At 65.6% G+C, this 21,627-nt stretch carries 20 protein-coding genes and 1 pseudogene; 16 read left to right on the top strand and 5 right to left on the bottom strand.

Annotated features, from left to right (window positions below):
* Positions 1-62: 62 nt before the first annotated feature.
* The 3 genes from V3H18_RS11505 to V3H18_RS11495 are packed head-to-tail and all read right to left on the bottom strand — an operon-like array spanning position 63 to position 4,925.
* On the bottom strand, positions 63-698 hold the full coding sequence (locus V3H18_RS11505) for a TetR/AcrR family transcriptional regulator (protein WP_332082195.1): 636 nt from the start codon (positions 696-698) through the stop codon (positions 63-65).
* A complete protein-coding gene (locus V3H18_RS11500; protein ID WP_332082193.1) occupies positions 695-3,823 on the bottom strand; it encodes an efflux RND transporter permease subunit in 3,129 nt (1,042 codons plus the stop codon). Before V3H18_RS11500 ends, V3H18_RS11505 begins: the two co-directional genes overlap by 4 nt.
* Before the next feature lie 10 nt (positions 3,824-3,833).
* Positions 3,834-4,925 carry an efflux RND transporter periplasmic adaptor subunit gene (locus V3H18_RS11495; protein WP_332082191.1) on the bottom strand — a complete coding sequence of 364 codons (1,092 nt, stop codon included), beginning with the start codon at positions 4,923-4,925 and terminating at the stop codon, positions 3,834-3,836.
* Between the two features lie 346 nt (positions 4,926-5,271).
* Between V3H18_RS11495 and dnaK the strand changes: the two genes are divergently transcribed.
* The 12 genes from dnaK to hpnE all read left to right on the top strand — a co-directional run bounded on the left by dnaK (position 5,272) and on the right by hpnE (position 15,276).
* Entirely contained in the window at positions 5,272-7,167 is a 1,896-nt protein-coding gene (dnaK, locus tag V3H18_RS11490) for a molecular chaperone DnaK (protein ID WP_332082190.1), read from the top strand.
* 133 nt (positions 7,168-7,300) lie between these two features.
* Positions 7,301-7,591, top strand: a complete 291-nt coding sequence (locus V3H18_RS11485; protein WP_332082188.1) for a nucleotidyltransferase family protein — start codon at positions 7,301-7,303, stop codon at positions 7,589-7,591.
* Positions 7,588-7,812, top strand: a complete 225-nt coding sequence (locus V3H18_RS11480) for a HepT-like ribonuclease domain-containing protein (RefSeq protein WP_332082213.1) — start codon at positions 7,588-7,590, stop codon at positions 7,810-7,812. The genes V3H18_RS11485 and V3H18_RS11480 overlap by 4 nt, the downstream gene beginning before the upstream one ends.
* The gene (locus V3H18_RS11475) at positions 7,725-7,979 is read left to right on the top strand and encodes a HepT-like ribonuclease domain-containing protein (RefSeq protein ID WP_332082212.1); all 255 of its coding nucleotides are present in this window, start codon (positions 7,725-7,727) and stop codon (positions 7,977-7,979) included. Before V3H18_RS11480 ends, V3H18_RS11475 begins: the two co-directional genes overlap by 88 nt.
* Positions 7,980-7,984: 5 nt before the next feature.
* Positions 7,985-9,103, top strand: coding sequence for a molecular chaperone DnaJ (dnaJ, locus tag V3H18_RS11470; protein WP_332082187.1), 1,119 nt, complete (start codon positions 7,985-7,987; stop codon positions 9,101-9,103).
* Positions 9,104-9,232: 129 nt separating this feature from the next.
* Complete coding sequence (locus tag V3H18_RS11465; protein ID WP_332082186.1) at positions 9,233-9,874, top strand: class I SAM-dependent methyltransferase; 642 nt, start codon at positions 9,233-9,235, stop codon at positions 9,872-9,874.
* On the top strand, positions 9,871-10,569 hold the full coding sequence (pyrF, locus tag V3H18_RS11460; protein ID WP_332082185.1) for an orotidine-5'-phosphate decarboxylase: 699 nt from the start codon (positions 9,871-9,873) through the stop codon (positions 10,567-10,569). The genes V3H18_RS11465 and pyrF overlap by 4 nt, the downstream gene beginning before the upstream one ends.
* A 140-nt stretch (positions 10,570-10,709) precedes the next feature.
* Positions 10,710-10,928: a ChaB family protein gene (locus V3H18_RS11455; RefSeq protein WP_332082211.1), complete on the top strand. Its 219-nt coding sequence runs from the start codon at positions 10,710-10,712 to the stop codon at positions 10,926-10,928.
* A 78-nt stretch (positions 10,929-11,006) separates the two neighbouring features.
* Entirely contained in the window at positions 11,007-12,194 is a 1,188-nt protein-coding gene (locus V3H18_RS11450; protein ID WP_332082184.1) for a glycosyltransferase, read from the top strand.
* 39 nt (positions 12,195-12,233) lie between these two features.
* On the top strand, positions 12,234-13,148 hold the full coding sequence (gene hpnC / locus V3H18_RS11445) for a squalene synthase HpnC (RefSeq protein ID WP_332082183.1): 915 nt from the start codon (positions 12,234-12,236) through the stop codon (positions 13,146-13,148).
* The gene (gene hpnD / locus V3H18_RS11440) at positions 13,148-14,023 is read left to right on the top strand and encodes a presqualene diphosphate synthase HpnD (RefSeq protein WP_332082182.1); all 876 of its coding nucleotides are present in this window, start codon (positions 13,148-13,150) and stop codon (positions 14,021-14,023) included. The genes hpnC and hpnD overlap by 1 nt, the downstream gene beginning before the upstream one ends.
* Positions 14,020-15,276, top strand: coding sequence for a hydroxysqualene dehydroxylase HpnE (hpnE, locus tag V3H18_RS11435; RefSeq protein WP_332082181.1), 1,257 nt, complete (start codon positions 14,020-14,022; stop codon positions 15,274-15,276). Before hpnD ends, hpnE begins: the two co-directional genes overlap by 4 nt.
* A gap of 41 nt (positions 15,277-15,317) precedes the next feature.
* Here hpnE and V3H18_RS11430 read toward each other — a convergent pair whose 3' ends face one another.
* The gene (locus V3H18_RS11430) at positions 15,318-15,959 is read right to left on the bottom strand and encodes a hypothetical protein (RefSeq protein WP_332082179.1); all 642 of its coding nucleotides are present in this window, start codon (positions 15,957-15,959) and stop codon (positions 15,318-15,320) included.
* Positions 15,960-16,105: 146 nt separating this feature from the next.
* Between V3H18_RS11430 and V3H18_RS11425 the strand changes: the two genes are divergently transcribed.
* The 3 genes from V3H18_RS11425 to V3H18_RS11415 are packed head-to-tail and all read left to right on the top strand — an operon-like array spanning position 16,106 to position 19,262.
* On the top strand, positions 16,106-16,390 hold the full coding sequence (locus V3H18_RS11425; protein ID WP_332082178.1) for a helix-turn-helix domain-containing protein: 285 nt from the start codon (positions 16,106-16,108) through the stop codon (positions 16,388-16,390).
* 29 nt (positions 16,391-16,419) lie between these two features.
* Positions 16,420-18,510, top strand: a complete 2,091-nt coding sequence (gene shc / locus V3H18_RS11420; protein WP_332082177.1) for a squalene--hopene cyclase — start codon at positions 16,420-16,422, stop codon at positions 18,508-18,510.
* A gap of 20 nt (positions 18,511-18,530) precedes the next feature.
* Positions 18,531-19,262, top strand: a complete 732-nt coding sequence (locus V3H18_RS11415) for a phosphorylase family protein (protein WP_332082176.1) — start codon at positions 18,531-18,533, stop codon at positions 19,260-19,262.
* Here V3H18_RS11415 and hpnH read toward each other — a convergent pair.
* Positions 19,203-20,354, bottom strand: a complete 1,152-nt coding sequence (hpnH, locus tag V3H18_RS11410) for an adenosyl-hopene transferase HpnH (RefSeq protein ID WP_332082175.1) — start codon at positions 20,352-20,354, stop codon at positions 19,203-19,205. The two genes, V3H18_RS11415 and hpnH, sit on opposite strands and share 60 nt — an antisense overlap.
* A gap of 291 nt (positions 20,355-20,645) precedes the next feature.
* On the opposite strand from hpnH, the pseudogene V3H18_RS11405 reads away from it, so the two are divergent.
* A pseudogene (locus tag V3H18_RS11405) lies at positions 20,646-21,627 on the top strand (hypothetical protein); the annotation flags it as partial.

Below are 21,627 nucleotides of genomic sequence, written 5' to 3'. Positions count from 1 at the left end.
CCCGCGCCAATCTATACGAAGCGGGCGTTAAAGGCATAGGCGGAATTGTTTCGCGCCGCGCTTCAGGATTTTGACGGATCAGGGCTGGGGATTCCCGCGCGCAGCGCCGCAATGCAAAATTCGACCATCTGCGCGCTTTCCGGAGTCGGATGGTCGGCGCATTCGACCATCAGCCGCGGATGGCAATAGCGAATGCAGGCGACGTGAACGAGCCGGGCCGCGAGATTGGCGTCGCCCGGAGCGAATTCGCCGCTCTCCATGCCGGAGACCACGATCCGCTCGATCGCCGCGTCGATGCGGTCGATATGCTCGGAGATGATCGGCCAGTTTTCGTCGAGCGCCGCCTCGACCATGTCGTGAAGTTTGCGATCAGCGACATAGCGCTCGGCGTTCATGGCCTCATTGGCGACGATGAGCGCGCGCAGGCGCTCCGTCGCCGAGCCCGGCCCATCGGCGATTTTTTGCGCCGCCGCCTCCACCTCGCTCATAAGGTGGCGCGCGACGGCGGCGTTGATCTCGGATTTCGCGCTAAAGAAGCGATAGACATTGGCCGGCGACATGCGCAATTCGCGCGCGATATCGGCGACGGTCGTCTTCTGGAAGCCGATCTCGCGAAAGAGCCGTTCGGCGGTGGCGACGATCCGCGCCCGCTGCTCGTTTTCGCGCGCGTTCGGCGTCGTTTCTCCCATCGCGTTCATTGCGCGGGCCCCCTCGCGAGCCCATTGACGAAATTCGCGGCCTCGGCGCGTTGCGGCTCCGCCAGCCGCTCGCCGAGGTGGCGACGAAACCACATGGCGTAGAGCGCGGGCAGAAACAGCACGGTGAGGAAGGTGGCGACGAAAAGCCCGCCCATGATGGTGAGCGCCATCGGCCCCCAGAAGGCGGAGCGCGCCAGCGGAATCATGGCGAGGATCGCGGCGAGCGCCGTGAGCCCGACGGGCCGCACGCGCCGCACAGTCGCGCCGATGATGGCGTCCCGATAATTTTCTCCCCGCTCCAGATCCTGACGCACCTGATCGACGAGAATAATCGAATTGCGCATGTCCATGCCCGAAAGCGCGATGAGTCCGAGAAGCGCGACGAAGCCGAAAGGCGCATGGGCGAGATTGAGCGCAAGCGACGCGCCGATGACGCCGAGCGGCGCGCTCATCATCACAAGCGCGACGCGGGTGAAATTCTGGAGCTGCAGCATCGCGATGGTCAACATGGCCAGAAGGACCAGCGGAAAGACCGCGAAGATCGAAGCGTTGCCCTTGTTCGATTCCTCGATCGCGCCGCCCATATCGATGCGATAGCCTTGCGGCAGACGCTCGCGGATGTCCGCGAGCCGGGGCCAGATGCGCATCGTCGCGTCTGGCGCCTGCACGCCGTCCTTCACGCCGGCGCGCACGGTGATGCTCATATCTCGGTTGCGCCGCCAGAAGATCGGCTCTTCATGCTCATAGACGATCTTGGCGACCTGCGAGACCGTCACCGCCTTGCCGTCGCGCGCATAGACCACCATGTCGCCGATCCGCGAAAGATCGCCGCGCTCCTGCGGATTGGCGCGCGCCACCACTTCGACCTGATCTATGCCGTCGCGCAGCGTCGCGATGGTCACGCCCGAGATCGCGAGTTTCAGCCGGTTCGATATGTCCTGCGGCGTCAGCCCCAGAAGCCGGGCGCGATCCTGATCGATGACGAGCCGCACGCGCGGCGTCTGCTCGTTCCAATTGAGATGCGGATCGTCGACGCCCGGATCGCCGCGCATCACGTCGCGAACCTGATAGGCGATTTCGCGCACTTTCTCGGGATCGCCGCCGACGACGCGGAACTGCACCGGAAAGCCGACCGGCGGCCCATAGGAGAAGCGGTCGACGCGGGCGCGCGCTTGCGGCAGCGCGCCATTGGCGATCGCCGTCTCCAGCTTCTTCTTCAATCGTTCGCGCGCCTCGATGTCCTTGGCGAGGATCACAAGCTCCGAATAGGCTTCGTTCGGCAGTTGCGGATTGAGGCCGAGCCAGAAACGCGGCGGGCCCTGTCCGACATAGCTCGTATAGAAGGCGGCGTCGGGATCGTCCTTAAGCAGCGCCTCCGCCTGCTTCGCGGCTTCGAGCGAAGCGCCGATCGAGGAGCCTTCGGGAAGCCGAAGCTGAAAGAAAAGCTCCAATCGCTCCGCATAGGGAAAGAATTGCTTCTGCACGACGAAGAAGCCGGCGACGGCGAGCGCGAAGACGCCGATGACCCCCGCGATCACGAGGCCGCGACGATCGACCGCCCAGGCGACGAGCGCGCGCAGCCGGCGATAGAAAGGCGTCTCGTAAATTTCGTCGGGATCGCGATGGGGATGGAGCTTGGCGAGATCGGGAAGGAGCTTCACGCCGAGATAGGGCGTGAACATCACCGCGACGACCCAGGAGGCTAGGAGCGCGACGAGCAGCACCCAGAACATCGAGCTCGTATATTCGCCCACTCCCGAATTGGCGAAGCCGACCGGCAGAAAACCCGCCGCGGTGATGAGCGTGCCGGTGAGCATCGGGAAGGCCGTCGACTCCCAGGCGAATGTCGCGGCTTTGATGCGGTCGTAGCCCTGCTCCATTTTCACCATCATCATCTCGACGGCGATGATGGCGTCGTCGACGAGAAGGCCGAGCGCGATGATGAGCGCGCCGAGCGAAATGCGCTGAAGATCGATTCCGAGCGGCCCCATGCAAATGAAGACGATCGCGAGCACGAGCGGCACGGAGAGCGCGACGATGACGCCGGCGCGAAAGCCGAGCGAGAGAAAGCTGACGCCGAGCACGATCACCAGAGCTTCGAGGAAGGAGCGGGTGAATTCGCCGATCGCCTCGCCGACGACTTTCGGCTGGTCGGCGATCTGGTCGATCTCGACGCCGATCGGCGTCTTGGCGCGCACCTCCTCGACCGCCGCGTCGATGTTTTCTCCGAATTTGAGAACGTTGCCGCCCTTCGCCATGACGACGCCGACGATAATCGCGGGCTCGGCCTTGAAGCGCGCGAGAAAGCTCGGCGGGTCCTCGAAGCCCGCATGGACATTGGCGATGTCGCCGAGCCGGATCACCTTGCCATTCGCCTCGACGGGAATGGCGGCGATGGCGTCGGCGCCCTTGAGGTCGCTCGTCGCCTGGACGCGGACGCGATTAGCGGACGTCTCGAAAACGCCGGCGTCATTGACGGCGTTCTGCTTGGCGAGCGATTCGAAGATCGCCTGCGGCTGAACGGCGAGGCTTGCGAGCTTCGCCTCGCTGAATTCGACGAAGATGCGGCGCTCCTGCTTGCCATAGACGTCCGCCTTGACCACGTCGGGGACGGCGAGCAGGCGCTGGCGCAAGGCTTCGACGATTCTGTCGAGGATTTGGTAATCGGCGCCCTCGCCGCTCACCGCATACATCACCGTATCAACGTCGCCATATTCGTCATTGACGTTCGGGCCCTGCACGCCGGCCGGCAGGCGCGGCGCGACGTCGCCAAGCTTCTTGCGCAATTGGTAAAAGAGCTGCGGAATCTCTTTTGGCGGCGTGTTGTCCCTGAAGGCCACCTGCATCGCAAGGAAGCCCGGTTTGGCGTAGGTCTCGATCTTCTCGAGAAAGGGCAACTCCTGGAGCTTCTTTTCCAGAAGATCGGCGACCTGGTCGCGCATCTCCGTCGCCGTCGCGCCCGGCCAGAAGGCGGTGACATTGGCGACCTTGATGGTGAAGGACGGGTCTTCCGCGCGCCCGAGCCGCATATAGGAGAAGGCGCCCGTGACGCTGATCGCGATCATCAGATAGAGCATCAGCGTCGGCCGCTTCACGGCCCAACGCGAGAGATTCAGGCCCGACACGCCGGCCTCCTCACAGCGCCTGCCGCGAGACGACGCGGACTTTCATGCCTGGATCGAGCTTGTGGACGCCGAGAACGACGATATTGTCGCCCTCCTTCACGCCGCCGGCGACGAGCGCGGCGTCGGCTTCGTAGCGCACCACCGTGACCGGGACGAGTTGCAGATTCCCAGCCTCGTCGACTTTCCAAAGCCCCGGCCCCGCCCCCTGATTGTAGAGCGCCGAGAGCGGCACGCTGACGACGGGCTCGGCGTCGGAGGCGGAGACGATCAAGGTCGCGCTCATGCCGAGCGCGATCGCCGAGTCGGGATCGAGGATGGAGAAGCGCGCGGCGAAGGTGCGCGTCACCGGATCGGCGGCCGGGCTCAATTCTCGCAGCTTCGCCCGATAGACGGCGCCGGGCTTCGACCAGAGGGTGAGTTTCGCCTCGCCCTTGCCGGCCGCGGCGGCGAAGGCTTCCGGCAGGGCGACCGCGGCTTCGAACTCGCCCGCATGGGCGATGCGAAAAGCGGCCTGCCCGGCGGCCACGACCTGTCCGGGCTCGACCAGCGTCTGCGTCACCACGCCATCCGCGTCGGACCTCAGCGTGGCGTAGTCGAGCGAATGGCGGGCGAGCTCCGCGGCGCGCTCGGCGCGTTTGAAACGGCCGCGGCCTTCTTCGGCGCCGGCGCGGGCGCGATCGAGCGCGGCTTGCGCGGTCCAGCCCTTGCGGCGCAGTTCAAAAGCGCGGCCTTCGTCGGCCAGCGCCTGCGTCTGCGCCATCCGCGCCGCCGCGAACTCCGCCTCCGCCTGCTCCAATTGCAGGCGCAGATCCTTTTCGTCGAGCGCCGCCAGAGGGTCGCCGAGCTTCACCTTCTGGCCCACTTCGACATAGCGCTTGATCACCTTGCCGGCGACGCGGAACCCCGCGTCCGATTCGACGCGCGGGCGAATCGTCGCGGCGAATTCGCGCGCCTGCGACTGGGCGGCGTAGCGGGCCGGCGCGACCAGCACCGGACGCTCGGCGCGGCCCTCGCTAGAGTCGCGCGCGGCCTCCTTTCGCTCGCAAGCGGAAAGGAGCGTCGCGACGGCGGCGAGAACGGGCCAAAGTCGAGGATGACGCATGGGCCTCCGGCCGGAAAGGCGCGGCGTGGGGGAGCCGCCGCTCTTGACTGACGACTTTTAATAATCGTCAGCCGTCACTACTTCGTCAATGGCGCACCCGGCATTTTTAAGAGAGGAGAGTCCCGAGGATCGACGCGGCCGCATCTCGCGGCATCAACCGCGGACGCCTTGTCGCAATCAATTCCTTCTTCTATATCCGGCCTGCTCTTGCGGCCGCGCAGGCGCAACACAATCTGTGGGAGAATGGGCGGGGATCGCGCGGCGGGCTCATGGCGAGCCGCCGTCCTTCGCCTTTTTGAGCCGGACCGCTTCGGGGTCCGGATTCGCCAGCGGAAGGACAGACATTATGGGCAAAATCATAGGCATCGACCTCGGCACGACCAATTCCTGCGTGGCCGTGATGGAAGGGTCGAGCCCCAAGGTCATCGAAAACGCCGAAGGCGCGCGCACGACGCCCTCGATCGTGGCTTTCACCGACGACGGCGAGCGCCTTGTCGGCCAGCCGGCGAAACGGCAGGCGGTGACGAATCCCGACAAGACCTTTTTCGCCATCAAGCGCCTGATCGGGCGCACCTTCGACGACCCGATGACCAAGAAGGACATCGGCCTCGTCCCCTATAAGATCGTCAAGGCGAATAACGGCGACGCCTGGGTGGAGGCCGCCGGCAAGCAATATTCGCCCTCGCAGATTTCAGCCTTCATTCTGCAAAAGATGAAGGAGACGGCCGAGTCCTATCTCGGCCAGACCGTCACCCAGGCGGTCATCACCGTTCCCGCCTATTTCAACGACGCCCAGCGCCAGGCCACGAAGGACGCCGGCAAGATCGCCGGGCTCGAAGTGCTGCGCATCATCAACGAGCCGACCGCCGCGGCGCTTGCCTATGGCCTCGACAAGAAACAGTCCGGCACGATCGCGGTCTATGACCTTGGCGGCGGCACCTTCGACGTGTCGATCCTCGAAATCGGCGACGGCGTCTTCGAGGTGAAGTCGACGAACGGCGACACGTTCCTCGGCGGCGAGGACTTCGACAACCGCATCGTCGAATATCTCGCGGGCGAGTTCAAAAAGGAGCAGGGCATCGACCTGACCAAGGACAAGCTCGCCCTGCAGCGCCTCAAGGAGGCGGCGGAAAAGGCCAAGATCGAACTCTCCTCGGCGACGCAGACGGAGATCAATCTGCCTTACATCACCGCCGACGCGACGGGCCCGAAACATCTCACCTTGAAGCTGACGCGCGCGAAATTCGAGACGCTGGTCGACGATCTCATCCAGCGCACGGTCGAGCCCTGCCGCAAGGCCTTGAAGGACGCCGGCCTCTCGGCGGCGGAGATCGGCGAAGTGGTGCTCGTCGGCGGCATGACCCGCATGCCGAAGGTGCAGGAAGTCGTCAAACAGTTCTTCGGCAAGGAGCCGCATAAGGGCGTCAACCCGGACGAAGTCGTCGCCATCGGCGCGGCGGTGCAGGCGGGCGTGCTGCAGGGCGACGTGAAGGACGTGCTGCTGCTCGACGTGACGCCGCTCTCGCTCGGCATCGAGACGCTCGGCGGCGTGTTCACGCGCCTCATCGACCGCAATACGACGATCCCGACCAAGAAGAGCCAGGTGTTTTCGACGGCCGAAGACAATCAGACCGCCGTCACCATCCGGGTCTTCCAGGGCGAGCGCGAGATGGCCGCCGACAATAAGCTGCTCGGCCAGTTCGATCTCGTCGGCATTCCGCCGGCGCCGCGCGGCATGCCGCAGATCGAAGTGACCTTCGACATCGACGCCAATGGCATCGTCAACGTAACGGCGAAAGACAAGGCGACGAACAAGGAGCAGCAGATCCGCATCCAGGCCTCGGGCGGCCTCAGCGACGCCGACATCGACAAGATGGTCAAGGACGCCGAGGCACACGCCGCGGAAGACAAGATCCGCCGCGAATTGGTCGACGCCAAGAACCATGGCGAGGCCGGGGTCCACGCCGCCGAGAAATCCCTCGCCGAATTCGGCGACAAGGTCTCGGCCGCCGACAAGAGCGCGATCGAAGCGGCGATCGCCGCCTTGAAGACCGCGATCGAAGGCGAGGACGCCGAGGCGATCAAGGCCCGCGCCAACGAATTGGCGCAGGCGTCGATGAAGCTCGGCGAGGCGATGTACAAGGCGCAGCAGGCCGACGCCTCCAGCGCCGGCGCCTCGGAGGCGCCGAAGGACGACGTGATCGACGCCGAATTCAAGGATGTCGGCGACGACAAGAAGTAAATCGGGGCTGGCGATGGCCGCCCCGATGCGGTAGCGAAACCGGAACCCGGCGCGCAAAACGCCGGGTTCCGTTGCGTTTCAGATAGGTCCGACCGCCGTTTCTTCAGGCGAACGAACGGGTTGAGGGATACGCATGCGGCCTTCCGCAGCGCTGGAAAGAAATCGGGAAGCCGTGCGCGCGGCGGTCAGCCGCCGCAGGGCGGCCAACCCGCGCATCTTTGGCTCGGTTCTGCACGGCGAGGACGAAGAAGGCAGCGACATCGACATTCTGGTCGATGCTTTACCCGATGCGACTTTGCTCGATTTGGGCGGACTCCATGCTGAGTTGGAAGAGATTTTGGGCGTGAAAGTCGATCTCCTGACGCCGCTTGAGCTTCCCAAACGCATCAGAGCGAAAGTCGTCGCCGAGGCCGTCCCGATATGAAGGACGGCGACGTTTTCGTGCTTCTCGACCAAATTCTCGAAGCGGCTCGCCTCGCGACATCCTATGTCGAAGGCATGACGGAAGACGCGTTTCTCGCCGACAACCGCACGCAGCAGGCGGTCGCCATGAACTCATTATCATCGGCGAAGCCGCGACCCGGCTCGCGCGATCCTATCCGTCCTTCGCCGCGGCGCATGGCGAACTTCCATGGCGGGGCATGATCGACATGCGCAATCGCATCGCCCATGGATATGTCGAACTCGACTTTGGCGTCGTCTGGCGAACGGCGCTGATCGATCTCCCGGAGTTGCTAAATCCTCTCGAAGCCATATACGGAGCGGCGGGCGAGCGGATCGGCGGAGCTTCGGAAAAACCGCTCGAAGATTAAGAAAAATGTCCAAACGCGACTATTATGAAGTTCTCGGCGTCAGCCGCACGGTGACGGAAGTCGATTTGAAAATCGCCTTCCGCAAATCGGCGATGCAATGCCATCCCGACCGTCATCCCGGCGACAGGGAGGCCGAGGCCCGCTTCAAGGAATTGAACGAAGCCTATCAATGCCTCTGCGATCCCCAGAAGCGCGCCGCCTATGACCGTTACGGGCACGCCGCCTTCGAACAGGCCGGCGGCGTGGGGGGCTTCTCGACCGAAGGCTTCGGCGCCTCCATGGCCGACATCTTCGAGGACCTCTTCGGCGACGTGATGGGAAGGCGCAGCCGCTCGGGCGGCCGCGAGCGCGGCTCGGATCTTCGCTACAATATGGAGATCACGCTCGACGAGGCCTATCACGGCAAGACCGCCTCGCTGAATATTCCGACCTCCGCCGCCTGCGAGGCCTGTTCCGGCACCGGCGCGAAAAAGGGCTCCAAGCCCAAGACCTGCTCGACCTGCGGCGGCATGGGCCGCGTGCGCGCGCAGCAGGGCTTCTTCGCCATCGAGCGAACCTGCCCGACATGCCAGGGGCGCGGCGAGATCATCGACGATCCCTGCCCCTCCTGCTCGGGCGCGGGGCGCAAGACGGTGGAGCGCGAACTCTCCGTCAATGTGCCGCCCGGCGTCGAAGACGGCACGCGCATCCGGCTCGCGGGCGAAGGCGAGGCGGGCCTGCGCGGCGGGCCGCCGGGCGATCTCTATATTTTCCTCTCGGTGAAGCCGCATCCCTTCTTCCAGCGCGACGGCGCGGACCTTTATTGCCGCGTGCCGATCTCCATGGTGCGCGCGGCGCTCGGGGGCGAAATCCAGGTCCATACGCTCGACGGCTCCGAGGTGACGCTCAAAATCCCCGAAGGGACGCAGTCGGGCCGCCAGATCAAGTCGAGGGGCAAGGGCATGCCCACGCTGCGCGGGCGCGATCATGGCGATCTGCATGTGCAGATCAGCGTCGAGACGCCGCAAAAACTCACCAAGCGCCAGAAGGAGCTGCTCCGCGAATTCGAGGAGGAGTCCTCCCATGATACTCATCCTGAAGAAACCGGCTTCTTCGCGCGGATGAAGGACCTCTTCGGCGGCTGAACGCGCGTCGACGCTCATGGGCGTTCGGCGGCGCGCCTGCGTTGTTTTTGACGCGCGGCTCCCCTATCATCGGGCGCGCGGCCCCGCTCATCGGGGCCGTTTGCGCCTATCAACCCGGGGGCGGCGCTCTTGTTGCAAAAAAAACATAAGCTCAATGGGGCGCACGCGAGCCTCGCGGACAACGCCCGCTTCATCCGCCAATGGATCGAGAATCCGCGCCTCATCGGCGCCGTCTCGCCCTCCGGCAAGGCGCTCGCAAAGGCGATGGCGGGCTTCGTCGATCTCGACCGCGAGGGAGCGATCATCGAACTTGGCCCCGGCACCGGGCCGGTGACGCAGGCGCTGCTCGCTCGCGGCATTCCCGCCGAGCGTCTCGTGCTCGTCGAATATGAAAACCGCTTCTGCCGCCTGCTCGGCGAACGGTTTCCCGGCGTCCATATCGTGCAGGGCGACGCCTATGGGCTGAAGGCGACGCTCGAGGGCAAGGTCGAGGGCAAGATCGCGGCCGTCGTCTCGAGCCTGCCGCTTCTGGTGCGCCCCGAACGCGACCGCGTCGAGCTGCTGCATCAGTCTTTCGAGCTGATGGGCGACGACGGGCTCTTCATCCAGTTCACATATGGGCTGACCAAATCGCCAATGCCGCTGCAGGCGCGCGGCGTCCGCGGCGCCTATGTGGGCAAGGGCTCCGCGCCCATCATGCTCAATATTCCGCCGGCGCGCGTATGGCGCTATCGCAAGGCCGGCCACGCCGGCAAGCCCGTCAGGTGGTGAGCGACAAAATCCGCGACCGGCTGATCGTCGCGCTCGACGTCGAAAGCGTCGCCGAGGCGCGCGCGCTGATCGCGACGCTCGGCGACGCCGTCACCTTCTATAAGATCGGCATGGAGCTCGCCTATGCGCCGGGCGGCTTCGACCTCGCCCGCGAGTTGAAGGCCGCCGGCAAGCGCATCTTTCTCGATCTGAAGCTCCATGACATCGGCGTCACGGTCGAGCGCGCGACGCGCCAGATCGCGAAGCTCGGCGTCGATTTTCTCACCGTCCACGCCTTTCCCCAGACCATGGCGGCGGCGCGCCTCGGCGCAGAGGCAAGCGGGCTGAAGCTCCTCGCCGTCACCGTGCTGACCTCCTATGACGACGCCGACCTTAAAGAGGCGGGCTATGGATTGGGCGTCGCCGATCTCGTGCAGCGCCGCGCCGAACAGGCGCGCGCGGCGAAGATCGACGGGCTGATCCTCTCGCCGCTGGAGCTTGCCGCCATTCGTCCGATCGTCGGCCCCGACATGCTGCTGGTGACGCCGGGCGTGCGCCCCGCCGGCGCCGACAAGGGCGACCAGAAGCGGGTCATGACGCCGGGCGAAGCCATTGCGGCCGGCGCCGACCATCTCGTCGTCGGCCGCCCCGTCGCCCGCGCCGCCGACCCCCGCGCGGCGGCCGAGGCCATCGTCGCGGAGATCGCAAGCGCCTAGAGCAGGTTCCGAAAAAGTTGACAGACTTTTTCGATGAGAACCTTGCTCCAATATTTTGGTTTTGAGCGATTCCTTATCGATCACATGATTCCATGTGATCGGGAAGCGCTCTAACGCCGTTGAAGGAGGCCGAGGCCGCCCTGCCCTACGCCAGCAACGCCGACCTTCCCGAAAATCTCCAGCGCCTGCTCCCGCGGCATGCGCAGGACATTTTTCGCGAGGCGTTCAACCACGCCTATGCGGCGCATGAGGGCGATCCCAGACAGGAGGAGGCGGCGCATCGCATCGCCTGGGCGGCGGTCAAGCGCTTCTACGTCAAGACGCCGGAGGGCTGGATGAGGCGGATGGGCGGCCCGTGAATGCGAGCGCTGGCCCGCCTTGAGCGCGAGTGGTAAAAGGCCGACCTGCGCCGGATGGCGCATCCGATTCGATTCGCCATGCTCGCGACCCTTATTTCCGTCGTCGGACTTTTCGTCTGGCTTTATCTCATCGCCCTGCGGGGAGGCTTCTGGCGGCTGACGGAGCATGACCGCGCCTTCGCGGCCCTCGACGCCGAGGCGGCGACGCGAAGTTACGTCGTCGCCATCGTCCCCGCCCGCAATGAGGCGGATGTGATCGAAACGAGCCTCGCCTCGCTCTTTTCCCAGGATTTTCCCGGCCGTTTCGACATCATTCTTGTCGACGACGAGAGCGACGACGGCACCGCCGAGGCGGCGCGCCGCGCGGCCGGGGCTCATGGCGCGCGGGATCGCCTGACCATTCTCGCCTCGGGCGGCCCCCACGCCGGCTGGACCGGCAAGCTCGCCGCCATGCAGCGGGGCTTCGACCATGTGCGGGCGCTGCCGCAAGGTCCCGATTTCGTCCTGTTTTGCGACGCCGACATCGCTTTCGGGCCGCATGTCCTCTCCCGCCTCGTCGTGGGCGCGACGACGCGCGGCGCCGTCCTGACGTCGCTCATGGTGAAGCTGCGCTGCGAGAGCGCCGCCGAGCGCTGGTTCGTGCCGGCGTTCATCTTCTTTTTTCAAAAGCTCTATCCCTTCCGCCTCGTCAACGATCCCGGCCATGCGGTCGCGGGCGCGGCGGGCGGCGTGATGCTGGCGCGACCCGAGGCGCTCGCCGCCGCCGGCGGATTGCGCGCCATTCATGGCGCGCTGATCGACGATTGCGCGCTTGGCGCGCTGATGAAGACGCAGGGGCCGATCTGGCTCGGCCTCACCGACGACGTGCGGAGCCTGCGCGCCTATCCGCGTCTTGGCGACATCGCCAAAATGGTCTCGCGCTCCGCCTATGCGCAATTGCGCTATTCGCCCTGGCGGCTCGCCGCGGCGGTGAGCGGCATGGCGACGGCTTATCTCGCGCCGCCTTGGCTCGCGCTTTTCGGCGAGTCGCCGGCGCAGGATATTGCGCTCGTCTCCTGGCTGCTGATGGCGCAGGCCTATATGCCGTCCTTACGCTTTTACGGCCTGTCGCGGCTGCGCGCGCTCGCTTTGCCTGCCGTCGCCGCATGCTATACGTGGTTCACCGTTGAATCGGCCTGGCGGCATCTGCGGGGCCGGGGCGGCGAGTGGAAGGGCCGCTACCAGGCGCCTCGCGGAGCCGAAACGCCGGGCGAAATCGAGGCGTAAGGGCGGATGCCGGTTCGGCGGAAAATGCTATAGGGCGGCATGAACGGCGTCATCATGGACCTTGCGCACACCAGTTCGGGGAAGACCCATCGCGACGAGAATTTTCCCGTCGCGTCCTTCCTCATCGCGCCGCGCCATCGCGCGCCGATCCTCGCCTTTTACGATTTCGTGCGCGCCGCCGACGATATTTCCGACCATGCGGCGCTCGCGCCGCAGGAAAAGCTCGACCTGCTCGACAGGCTCGACGCCGCGCTGATGGGGAAGAGCGCCGAGGATGCGCCGGTCGCGCGCCGGCTGCGCGACATCTGCCGCGAAGGCCGGCTCGATCCCCAGCATGCCCGCGATCTCATAACCGCCTTCAAGCGCGACGTGACGCAATTGCGCTATCGCGACTGGGACGATCTCATCGACTATTGCCGCTATTCGGCGATGCCGGTCGGGCGCTTCGTCTGCGACGTCCATGGCGAAGACCCCAGCCGCGTCTGGGCGGCGAATGACGCGCTCTGCGCCGCCCTGCAGGTCATCAATCATTTGCAGGACTGCGCCAAGGACTACCGCAATCTCGATCGCGTCTATCTGACGCGGGAGTCGCTTGACGCCCATGGCGCGCGCGTCGAGATGCTCGCGGAGCCGACAGCGCCGGCGCCGCTCCTCGCCACGATCCGCGACCTCAATGAAAGAACGGCGCGGCTTCTCGCGCAGGCGCGGCCCTTCGCGGACCTCATCGACGATATGCGGCTCGCGATGGAGGTCGGCGCGATTCAAAGCCTCGCCGAAAAGCTCATCGCGCGGCTCGCGGTCGCGGATCCGCTGAGCGAGAAGACGCATGCGGGCAAGATCGGCTTCGCGCTGACGGGCGCTTTCGGCGCCCTTGGCGCGCTCCTGCGCCGGACCTTGCGGCCGCGCCGCGCCCTCTCGCCCGCAGCTCCAGACGTTCATTCGAGAATTCGCTGATGCCCGTGGACGCCATGGCCGACGCCGCAACGCTGAGGACGCGCGCCATCGCGACCGGAAGCTCCTTCTATCTCGCGATGCGCATTTTGGAGCCGCCACGGCGCGACGCCATGTTCGCGATCTACGCCTTTTGCCGCGCGGTCGACGACATCGCCGACGACGAGGGCGACCGGGCGCTCCGCCGCGCCGCGCTCGATCAATGGCGCGAGGATTTGGACGAGCTTTACGCCGGGCGCATTCGCCTGCGCGTCGGTTTTCTCGCCGAGCCCGTGCGCCGTTACCGGCTCGACCGCGCCGATTTCGAAGCGGTGATCGACGGCATGGCGATGGACGTCGACGAAGATATATGCGCGCCCGACTGGGAGAAGCTCGAACTCTATTGCGATCGCGTGGCGAGCGCCGTCGGACGGCTTTCGGTGCGCGCCTTCGGCCTCGCCGATGAAGCCGAAGCCCCGGACTTCGCCCTGCCGACGGGACCGAAGCTCCTCGCCTATCATCTTGGCCGCGCCCTGCAGCTCACCAATATTCTGCGCGATCTCGACGAGGACGCGGCGCGTGGGCGGCTCTATCTGCCGCGCGAAGCGCTGGAGGCGGCGGGCGTCACGTCTTACGCGCCCCACGCCGTGCTGGCGCATCCCGCGCTCGACGCCGCCTGCGGCGAGGTGCTGGCGCGCGCGCGCGAGCATTACGAGCAGGCGCAGCTGGTGATGGCGGGCCTGCCGAAGGCGGCCGTGAAAGCGCCTTATCTCATGGCAGCCGCCTATCGCTCGATCCTCGACAATCTCGCCGCGCGCGGCTTCGCGGCGCCGCGCGCGCCGGTGCGCGTGTCGCGGGCGAAGCTCATCGCCGCTTTTCTGCGTCACGCCTTTTCGTGAGCGCGACGATCCATATCGTCGGCGCGGGCCTCGCCGGCCTTTCCTGCGCCATACGCCTCGCGGACGAAGGAAAGCGCGTCGCGCTTTACGAAGCGGCGCGCATGGCCGGCGGGCGCTGCCGCTCCTATTACGACGCGACGCTCGGCCTCACGATCGACAATGGCAATCACCTTCTGCTGTCGGGCAATAAGGCTGCGCTCGACTATGCGCGCCGCATCGGCGCCGGCGACGACGCCCTTGTCGGCCCGAAGGAATGCGTCTTCGATTTTCTCGATATGCGCGACGGCGCGCGCTGGCGGCTGCGGCCGAACGCGTCGCGCCTGCCCTGGTGGATTTTCGTCGCGGACCGACGCGTTCCGGGGACGGGACCGCTCGATTATTTGGGCGCCGCGAAGCTCCTTTGGGCGAAGAAAGGCGCGACCATCGGCGAGACGATGCGATGCGAGGGCGCGCTATATGAAAAGCTCTGGCGCCCGGTGATGCTTTCCGCGCTCAACACCGAGCCGCGCGACGCCTGCGCGACGCTCGCCGGCGCCGTTTTGCGCGAGACGCTCGCGGCGGGCGGCGCCGCCTGCCGTCCGCTCGTCGCAAGAAGGGGCCTCGGCGAAGCCTTCGTCGAGCCGGCGCTGGGCGCGTTGAAGGCGAAGGGCGTCGAGCCGCGCTTTGGCGCGCGGCTGCGCGAGATCGCTTTTGACGGCGCGCGCGCCCGCGCCTTACGCTTTGGCGACGAGGAGATCGCGCTTGGCGAAAACGACCGCGTCGTGCTGGCGGCGCCCGCCTGGATCGCCGAGGAGCTTCTCCCGGGCCTTGTCGCGCCGAACGACCATCGCGCGATCCTTAATGCGCATTTCAGAATCGCGCCGCCTCACGGGCAGCCGCCGCTCCTGGGTCTCGTCGGCGCCCTTTCGGAATGGCTTTTCGCCTTCGACGAGCGGCTCTCGGTGACGATCAGCGGCGCCGACCGGCTGATGGACGAATCGCGCGAGGAACTCGCGCAAAAAATCTGGACGGAAGTCGCCGCCGCTTGCGGCTTCGCGCCGGCGCACGCCGAAAATTTGCCGCCCTGGCAGATCGTCAAGGAGAAGCGCGCGACCTTCGCCGCGACGCCGGCGCAGGAGGCGCGACGTCCCCATGCCGCGACTCAATGGCGCAATCTCTTCCTCGCCGGCGACTGGACGGCGACGGGCCTGCCGGCGACGATCGAGGGATCGATCAGGTCAGGATATAAGGCGGCGGCGTTGGCGGGCGCCTGAGGCGCCTCGCGCAAATCCAGCCTTCAGCCTGCGATTCAGAATTACGCGGCTTTCTTGTGCAGATTGTCGATGTAAGCGGTCGCCTTATCGACAAGCGCCGAGACCTGCTTCTGCGCCGCCGGCAGATATTCCTGCGCCTTGAGAAGGACCGGCTGCAGTTCGCTCAACGCCTTTTGCGTCAGCGGATGCGTCTTCAGCTTCGTCCACTCGGCGGCCGGATCAAAATTCGCCAGCCAGGCGAGCGCCTTCTCGGTCAGCGGATGCGCCTTCAGCTCCTCGAGCTTGCCTTTGAAATCGATGGCGGCGAGATAGGCCAGCGCCGCCTTCGAACCTTCCTCGGCATGCTTGCGCGCGACGGGGAGATATTCGACAAACATCGCCGCGCCGCGCTTCGCCTCGCTGAGGGCGATCTCGGTCAACGCATTCGCCTTCAGCAGGGCGTAGAGTCGCGCGTTCAGCTTGCGCAGCTCGGCTTCCAGCCGAAAGATCGTATATTCCTGCTGCCGCATCTGGTTGGCGGCGCCCTCATGCAGCGCGCTGACGCGCGACAGCTCCGCCGTGACGCGCTGCAGCTCCATCTCGAGACGGCTCACATGCTCCCGGATGGCGTCGACCATCTGGAATGAAAACTTGCCCGCCTCAAGGTCCGCCAATGCGCGGGCGCCTTCCGTTCTCGTAGCCATGCTCGCTCCTCTGGTTCCGCTCGGGCGAGCATCGACGGCCGATGGTTAAAACTTCGTTGCGATCGGGCGAAATCCGCCCGTTTTTCAGCGCGCCGACCCCAGCTATTGACGATATAGTCAGATCACTATAGTTCGACCCCATGGCGATGGCCTTCACCTCCCCACTGCCCAGCGTCGACGATCGCCTCCTCAAGGCGCAACTTGTCGGCAAGATCGACGCGCTCTTGAAGGAGCGCGGCCTGAAGCAGGTTGAGGCCGCCCGAATTTTCGGCGTCAAACAACCCGACGTCTCAAAAATGCTGCATGGCGACTTCCGGCAGTTTTCCGTCGAAAGGCTGCTGCGATTTCTCGTCGCCCTGGGACAGGACGTGGAAATCATCGTCAAGCCGCATTGCGATGCGGCGAATCCCGCGACGCTTCGCGTCGGTTAACGTCGCCCTAATTGGATCGAGGCCTATAGATGACCGCAGCCGCGCGCATTGAAACCGATTTCGCTCCGCTCGGACCTGATACGCTCGAAGCGAGCATTCAAAGCGCCAAACGCGCGCTGCTCTCCCTGGGCAAGGACGACGGCCATTGGTGCTTCGAGCTCGAAGCCGACTGCACCATTCCCGCCGAATATGTGCTGATGCGCCATTATCGCGGCGAGCCGGTCGACGCCGAACTCGAACGCAAGATCGCCGTTTATCTGCGCCGCGTGCAAAGCCCGGCCCATGGCGGCTGGCCGCTGTTTCAGGACGGCGCCTTCAACATCAGCGCCAGCGTCAAGGGCTATTTCGCGCTCAAGATGATCGGCGACGACATAAACGCGCCTCATATGGCGCGGGCGCGCGAGGCCATTCTCGCCTATGGCGGCGCGGCGAGGAGCAATGTCTTCACCCGCGCGCTGCTGGCGCTTTACGGCGAAATCCCCTGGCGCGGCGTGCCGGTCATGCCGGCCGAGATCATGCTGCTGCCGCGCTGGTTTCCCTTCCACCTCGACAAGGTCTCCTATTGGGCGCGCACAGTGCTCGTGCCGCTTCTCGTGCTGATGGCTAAGAAGCCGCGCGCAAAGAACGCGAAGGACGTGCATATCTCCGAGCTCTTCACGACCCCGCCACACGAAGTGAAGGTCTGGCCCCGTGGCGAGCACCAAACCTGGCCCTGGGCGCATATTTTCGGCGAGATCGACAAGGTTCTGCGCGTCGTCGAACCCTACTTCCCCAAGCGGACGCGCGAATTGTCGATCGCCAGGGCCGAGCGATGGACGACGGAGCGCCTGAACGGCTTCGACGGCCTCGGCGCGATCTTCCCCGCGATGGTCAACAGCCTGCTGATGTACGACGTTCTCGGCGTTCCGGAGAGCGACAGACGCGTCAAACAGGCGCGCGAATCGATCGAGCGCCTGCTCGTCGTCAACGATAAAGAAGCCTATTGCCAGCCCTGCGTCTCGCCGGTGTGGGATACGGCGCTCGTCGCCCATGCTTTGCTCGAAACTGGCGACGAAGACGCAAAGGCGCGCGCGCGCAAGGCGCTCGACTGGCTGGCGCCCCTGCAGATCCTGGACGTGAAAGGCGATTGGGCGGCGCAGCGCCCGGACGTTCGGCCCGGCGGCTGGGCCTTCCAATACGCCAATCCCCATTATCCGGACGTCGACGACACGGCGGTCGTCGCCACCGCCATGGACCGCCTGACGGCGCATGAAAGCGAAAAGCCCTATGACGCGCGCATCGAGCGCGCCAGGGAATGGATCGTCGGCCTGCAGAGCAAGAACGGCGGCTGGGGCGCTTTCGACGCCGACAACACCTGTCATTATCTCAACCACATCCCCTTCGCCGATCACGGCGCCCTGCTCGATCCGCCGACGGCGGACGTCTCCGCGCGCTGCGTCTCCATGCTGGCGCAGCTCGGCGATACGCTAGATCACGCTGCATTTGGGCGGAATCGCCCAAATGCAGATAACGTGATCGATTCTAAAAGTTTAGAGCGCGCTTCACGCGAAAAACCGGGTTCCACTTTTTCGCAGCGCGCTCTGCAGACGAGCGACGCGCTGAAACGCGGCGTCGATTATCTCGTCAAGGACCAGATGAAGGACGGAAGCTGGTTCGGCCGCTGGGGGGCGAATTACATCTATGGGACATGGTCTTCGCTCTGCGCGCTAAACGCCGCGGGACTCTCCCTCGAGCATGACGCCTTCCGCCGCGCCGTCGGCTGGCTCGTCTCGATCCAGAACGAGGACGGCGGCTGGGGCGAGGATCTCTCGAGCTATAAGCTCGACTACAAGGGCTATGAGCCCGCGCCCTCCACCGCCTCGCAAACGGCCTGGGCGCTGCTCGCGCTGATGGCCGCGGGCGAAACGGATCATCCCGCCGTCGCGCGCGGAATCGCCTATCTGCAATCGACGCAGAACGGGGAAGGTCTGTGGGACGAAGCGCGATACACTGCGACTGGATTCCCGCGCGTCTTCTATCTGCGCTATCATGGCTATGGAAAATTCTTCCCGCTATGGGCGCTGGCGCGCTACCGCAATCTCAGACGCGCCAATAATAAGCGGGTGGAAGTGGGGTTGTAAGTCAGCCCGGAGGGGCGGCGATGTCGCGCGCGATCAGCCGCAGAAAGATGAGCGAGCCGCGCATCCTCGCGCCGGTTCTCGTCGTCGTCGGCATGAAGCGCGAGGCCGCCTGCGCGGCGGGCGAAGGCGTCGAGACGCTCTGCAGCGGCGCCGATGTCGCGCGGCTGCGCGCGGCGCTCGACGATTTGCGCGGCCGGGATTTTTCCGCCGTCGTCAGTTTCGGCCTCGCCGGCGGGCTGCATCACCGCCTTCGGCCGGGCCATGTCGTCGTCGCCGATGAAATCGTCGGGGGCGACGCGCGCCGGAAGACTCATACGCGCCTTTCCGACATGCTCATCGAAGGCGTCGCCGCCGCCGGCTGCAAGGTCGGGCCTGGCGCGATCGTCGGCGTCGACCAGCCCGCGATGGACGCCGCCGCCAAGGCGGCGCTGCGCGAGAAGGCGCAGGCCGTCGCCGTCGACATGGAATCGCATCTTGCGGAGGAATTCGCCCGGCGGCGCAATTTACCCTTCGTGGCGCTGCGCGCGATCAGCGATCCGGCGGCGCGCGCGCTGCCGCCGCTCGCCGCAAAGGCGCTCACGCCCGAAGGCGACGTCGATTCGGCCGCCGTCGCGCGCGAAATCATGCGGGAGCCCCGTCAACTCGGCGGCATGATCCGCGCCGGGCTCGACTCGCGCGCGGCCTTCGCGTCCCTAAGCCGCTGTGGGCCGCTGCTGGGCCCGCTGCTGCGCCTCGTGCTCGCGGATCTCTGAGAGCTTGGCGATATTCTCGTCGAAGACATATTCGGCGGGACGCTGATTTTCGAGCGAGATGTCTGGCGCCAGCGGCCCTTCCGTGCGCACGCCAAAGAGCGCGACGGCGGCGGCTCTCCAGGGCCGCAGCACGGAATCGGCGACGGCGGTCGCCTCGAATCCGCAATGCACCATGCAGTCGGCGCATTTCTCGTAATTGCCGACGCCGTAGGAATCCCAGTTGGTCTCTTCCATCAACTGCTTGAAGCTCGGCACATAGCCTTCGCCCAGAAGATAGCAGGGACGCTGCCAGCCGAAGACCGTGCGCAGCGGCATGCCCCAGGGCGTGCAGCGATAGCTGACGTTGCCGGCGAGAAAATTCAAAAACAGCGCCGACTGGGTAAAGTCCCAGGCCTTGCCGCCCTCGCCGCGTCGCAGAATGGCGCGGAACAACTCCTTCGTGCGCGTGCGGTTCAGAAAATGCGTCTGATCCGGCGCGCGCTCATAGGCGTAGCCGGGCGAAACCGTCATGCCGTCGACGCCGAGCGCCGTCGTGGCGTCGAGGAATTTGGCCACCCGCTCGGGATCGGCGTCGGAAAAGAAGGTGCTGTTCGTCGTGACGCGGAAGCCTTTCGACTTCGCGAGCTTGATCGCCTCGACCGCGCGATCGTAAACGCCGTCCTGGCAGACGGCCCGGTCGTGCATCTCCTTGTCGCCATCGAGATGGATCGACCAGGTGAAATAGGGGCTCGGCTTGAAGAGATCGATCTTCTTGGCGAGCAGCAGCGCATTGGTGCAGACGATCGCGAATTTCTTGCGCGCGATGACGCCCTCGACGATCTGCGGGAGATCCTTGTGCAACAGCGGCTCGCCGCCGGCGATGACGACGACGGGCGCGCCGCATTCGTCGACCGAGCGCAACGCATCCTCGACCGAAAGACGCCGGTTGAGAATATGGTCGGGATAGTCGATCTTGCCGCAGCCGGCGCAGGCGAGATTGCAACGAAACAGCGGCTCCATCATGAGCACGAGCGGATAGCGCTTGACGCCCATGAGATGCTGCTTGAGGAGATAGGCGCCGATTTTCGCGACGTAGCGGAAGGGAATAGCCACGGCTGATCCTTTAGGGACTTGGCGGGTTCAAGGCCCGTCAGTGCGATCCGCGGCCGAACGGCTCAGCCGCAGACAGGCCATTTCGCCTCTAGCACGAATCGAGCGGCAAGGAAAAGCCGGCGGCCAAACGCCCGCCCCCAGCGGCTTAAGCCGCTGACCGGGCGGCGGAAAGGCTACGAGCGCAAATCCGTCTTATTTCCTTCCCAACATGCCGGCGTCCGAGCGTCCCTTTCGAGCGGAGGGTCCATTGCGAAAAGGAAGAGAGATTTCAGCAGCGAAGGAGCGATTCTCTTGAGCGCTTCCGCCACCCCCCGCGATCCCGCGCCCGCGCGGCGCCGCTTCGGCTTTTTCGAGGCGCTGCTGTCCCCGCTCACGCGCCTGTGGAGCGGCGAACTTAATCTGGGAAAGGTCGGCATGGCGGCGGCCCTGCCGGTGCTCGCCTGGGTTTTCTATACGACCTCTTCCGGCATGATCGACATCATGCAGAAGGAGCCCGGCGATCTCATCGGCCTCGGGGGAACCTTCATCGCCACCACGGCCGTGCTGACGATGCTCGCCGCGACGTCCTGGTCGCTCGGCGTCGATCTCGCGGCGCTGATCGCGCGGCGGCGCATGGCCCGCGAACGCATGATCATCAAGACCGGCGTGACGGCGCTCGTCTTCGCCTTCGTCTTCTCGATCTCGGCCTTCTTCTCTTTCACCTATTATTACAACAACATCTTCAAGCTTTCCTCGCGCAAGATCGTCGCCGAAATCCAGCCCACGGAGCTTGCGGCGGAAGTCCTGCTGCCGGCGACGAAGGAGATCGGCGCGGCTTATGACGCGACGTCCGCCCGAATCGCCGCGTCCCCCAGCTACAAGGCCTATCTCGATTCGATCGACGGGCTGATCGGGGCGGCGCGGCAGGCGGGGCCGGCGCTGCGCGACGCCATCCGCAAGAGCCAGGAGGCGCAGCAGGCCGTCGTCGCGCAAGCCGCGCGCCAGGCGGCCGCCGAATTGGAAAGCGCGCAGGCGGCGGGCCGCCAGCTTGAAGGGACACGGCGCGAGATCGAGACGCTCGACCGCAATATTGTCGAACTCGACGCTATCATCCAGTCGAAACAGGAAGAGATGGGAGCGGTCTCGGCGACGGCGCGGCAGGAGGAACAGCTCGCGGTCGACGCCGAACATGGCCTCGACGGAATGGGCGCCGTCTGCGGCCCCAATTGCCGCGCCCATCGCGACAAGGCGGCCGCGGCGACGCGGCGAGCGAAGGCGCTCAAGGATACGCTCG

The sequence above is a fragment of the Methylocystis borbori genome, from assembly GCF_036576025.1.
Classification (GTDB): Bacteria; Pseudomonadota; Alphaproteobacteria; order Rhizobiales; family Beijerinckiaceae; genus Methylocystis; species Methylocystis borbori.
The sequence above is the reverse complement of the archived record's forward strand: the minus strand, read 5'-3'. Positions and strand labels throughout refer to the sequence as shown.

What these genes read in the sequence shown, in the direction of transcription:
- V3H18_RS11505 (WP_332082195.1), bottom strand. Translation starts at nt 698, where the DNA reads ATGAACGCGATGGGAGAAACGACGCCGAACGCGCGCGAAAACGAGCAG.
- V3H18_RS11495 (WP_332082191.1), bottom strand. Translation starts at nt 4,925, where the DNA reads ATGCGTCATCCTCGACTTTGGCCCGTTCTCGCCGCCGTCGCGACGCTC.
- dnaK (WP_332082190.1), top strand. Translation starts at nt 5,272, where the DNA reads ATGGGCAAAATCATAGGCATCGACCTCGGCACGACCAATTCCTGCGTG.
- V3H18_RS11485 (WP_332082188.1), top strand. Translation starts at nt 7,301, where the DNA reads ATGCGGCCTTCCGCAGCGCTGGAAAGAAATCGGGAAGCCGTGCGCGCG.
- V3H18_RS11480 (WP_332082213.1), top strand. Translation starts at nt 7,588, where the DNA reads ATGAAGGACGGCGACGTTTTCGTGCTTCTCGACCAAATTCTCGAAGCG.
- dnaJ (WP_332082187.1), top strand. Translation starts at nt 7,985, where the DNA reads ATGTCCAAACGCGACTATTATGAAGTTCTCGGCGTCAGCCGCACGGTG.
- V3H18_RS11450 (WP_332082184.1), top strand. Translation starts at nt 11,007, where the DNA reads ATGCTCGCGACCCTTATTTCCGTCGTCGGACTTTTCGTCTGGCTTTAT.
- hpnC (WP_332082183.1), top strand. Translation starts at nt 12,234, where the DNA reads ATGAACGGCGTCATCATGGACCTTGCGCACACCAGTTCGGGGAAGACC.
- hpnD (WP_332082182.1), top strand. Translation starts at nt 13,148, where the DNA reads ATGCCCGTGGACGCCATGGCCGACGCCGCAACGCTGAGGACGCGCGCC.
- V3H18_RS11430 (WP_332082179.1), bottom strand. Translation starts at nt 15,959, where the DNA reads ATGGCTACGAGAACGGAAGGCGCCCGCGCATTGGCGGACCTTGAGGCG.
- V3H18_RS11425 (WP_332082178.1), top strand. Translation starts at nt 16,106, where the DNA reads ATGGCCTTCACCTCCCCACTGCCCAGCGTCGACGATCGCCTCCTCAAG.
- shc (WP_332082177.1), top strand. Translation starts at nt 16,420, where the DNA reads ATGACCGCAGCCGCGCGCATTGAAACCGATTTCGCTCCGCTCGGACCT.
- V3H18_RS11415 (WP_332082176.1), top strand. Translation starts at nt 18,531, where the DNA reads ATGTCGCGCGCGATCAGCCGCAGAAAGATGAGCGAGCCGCGCATCCTC.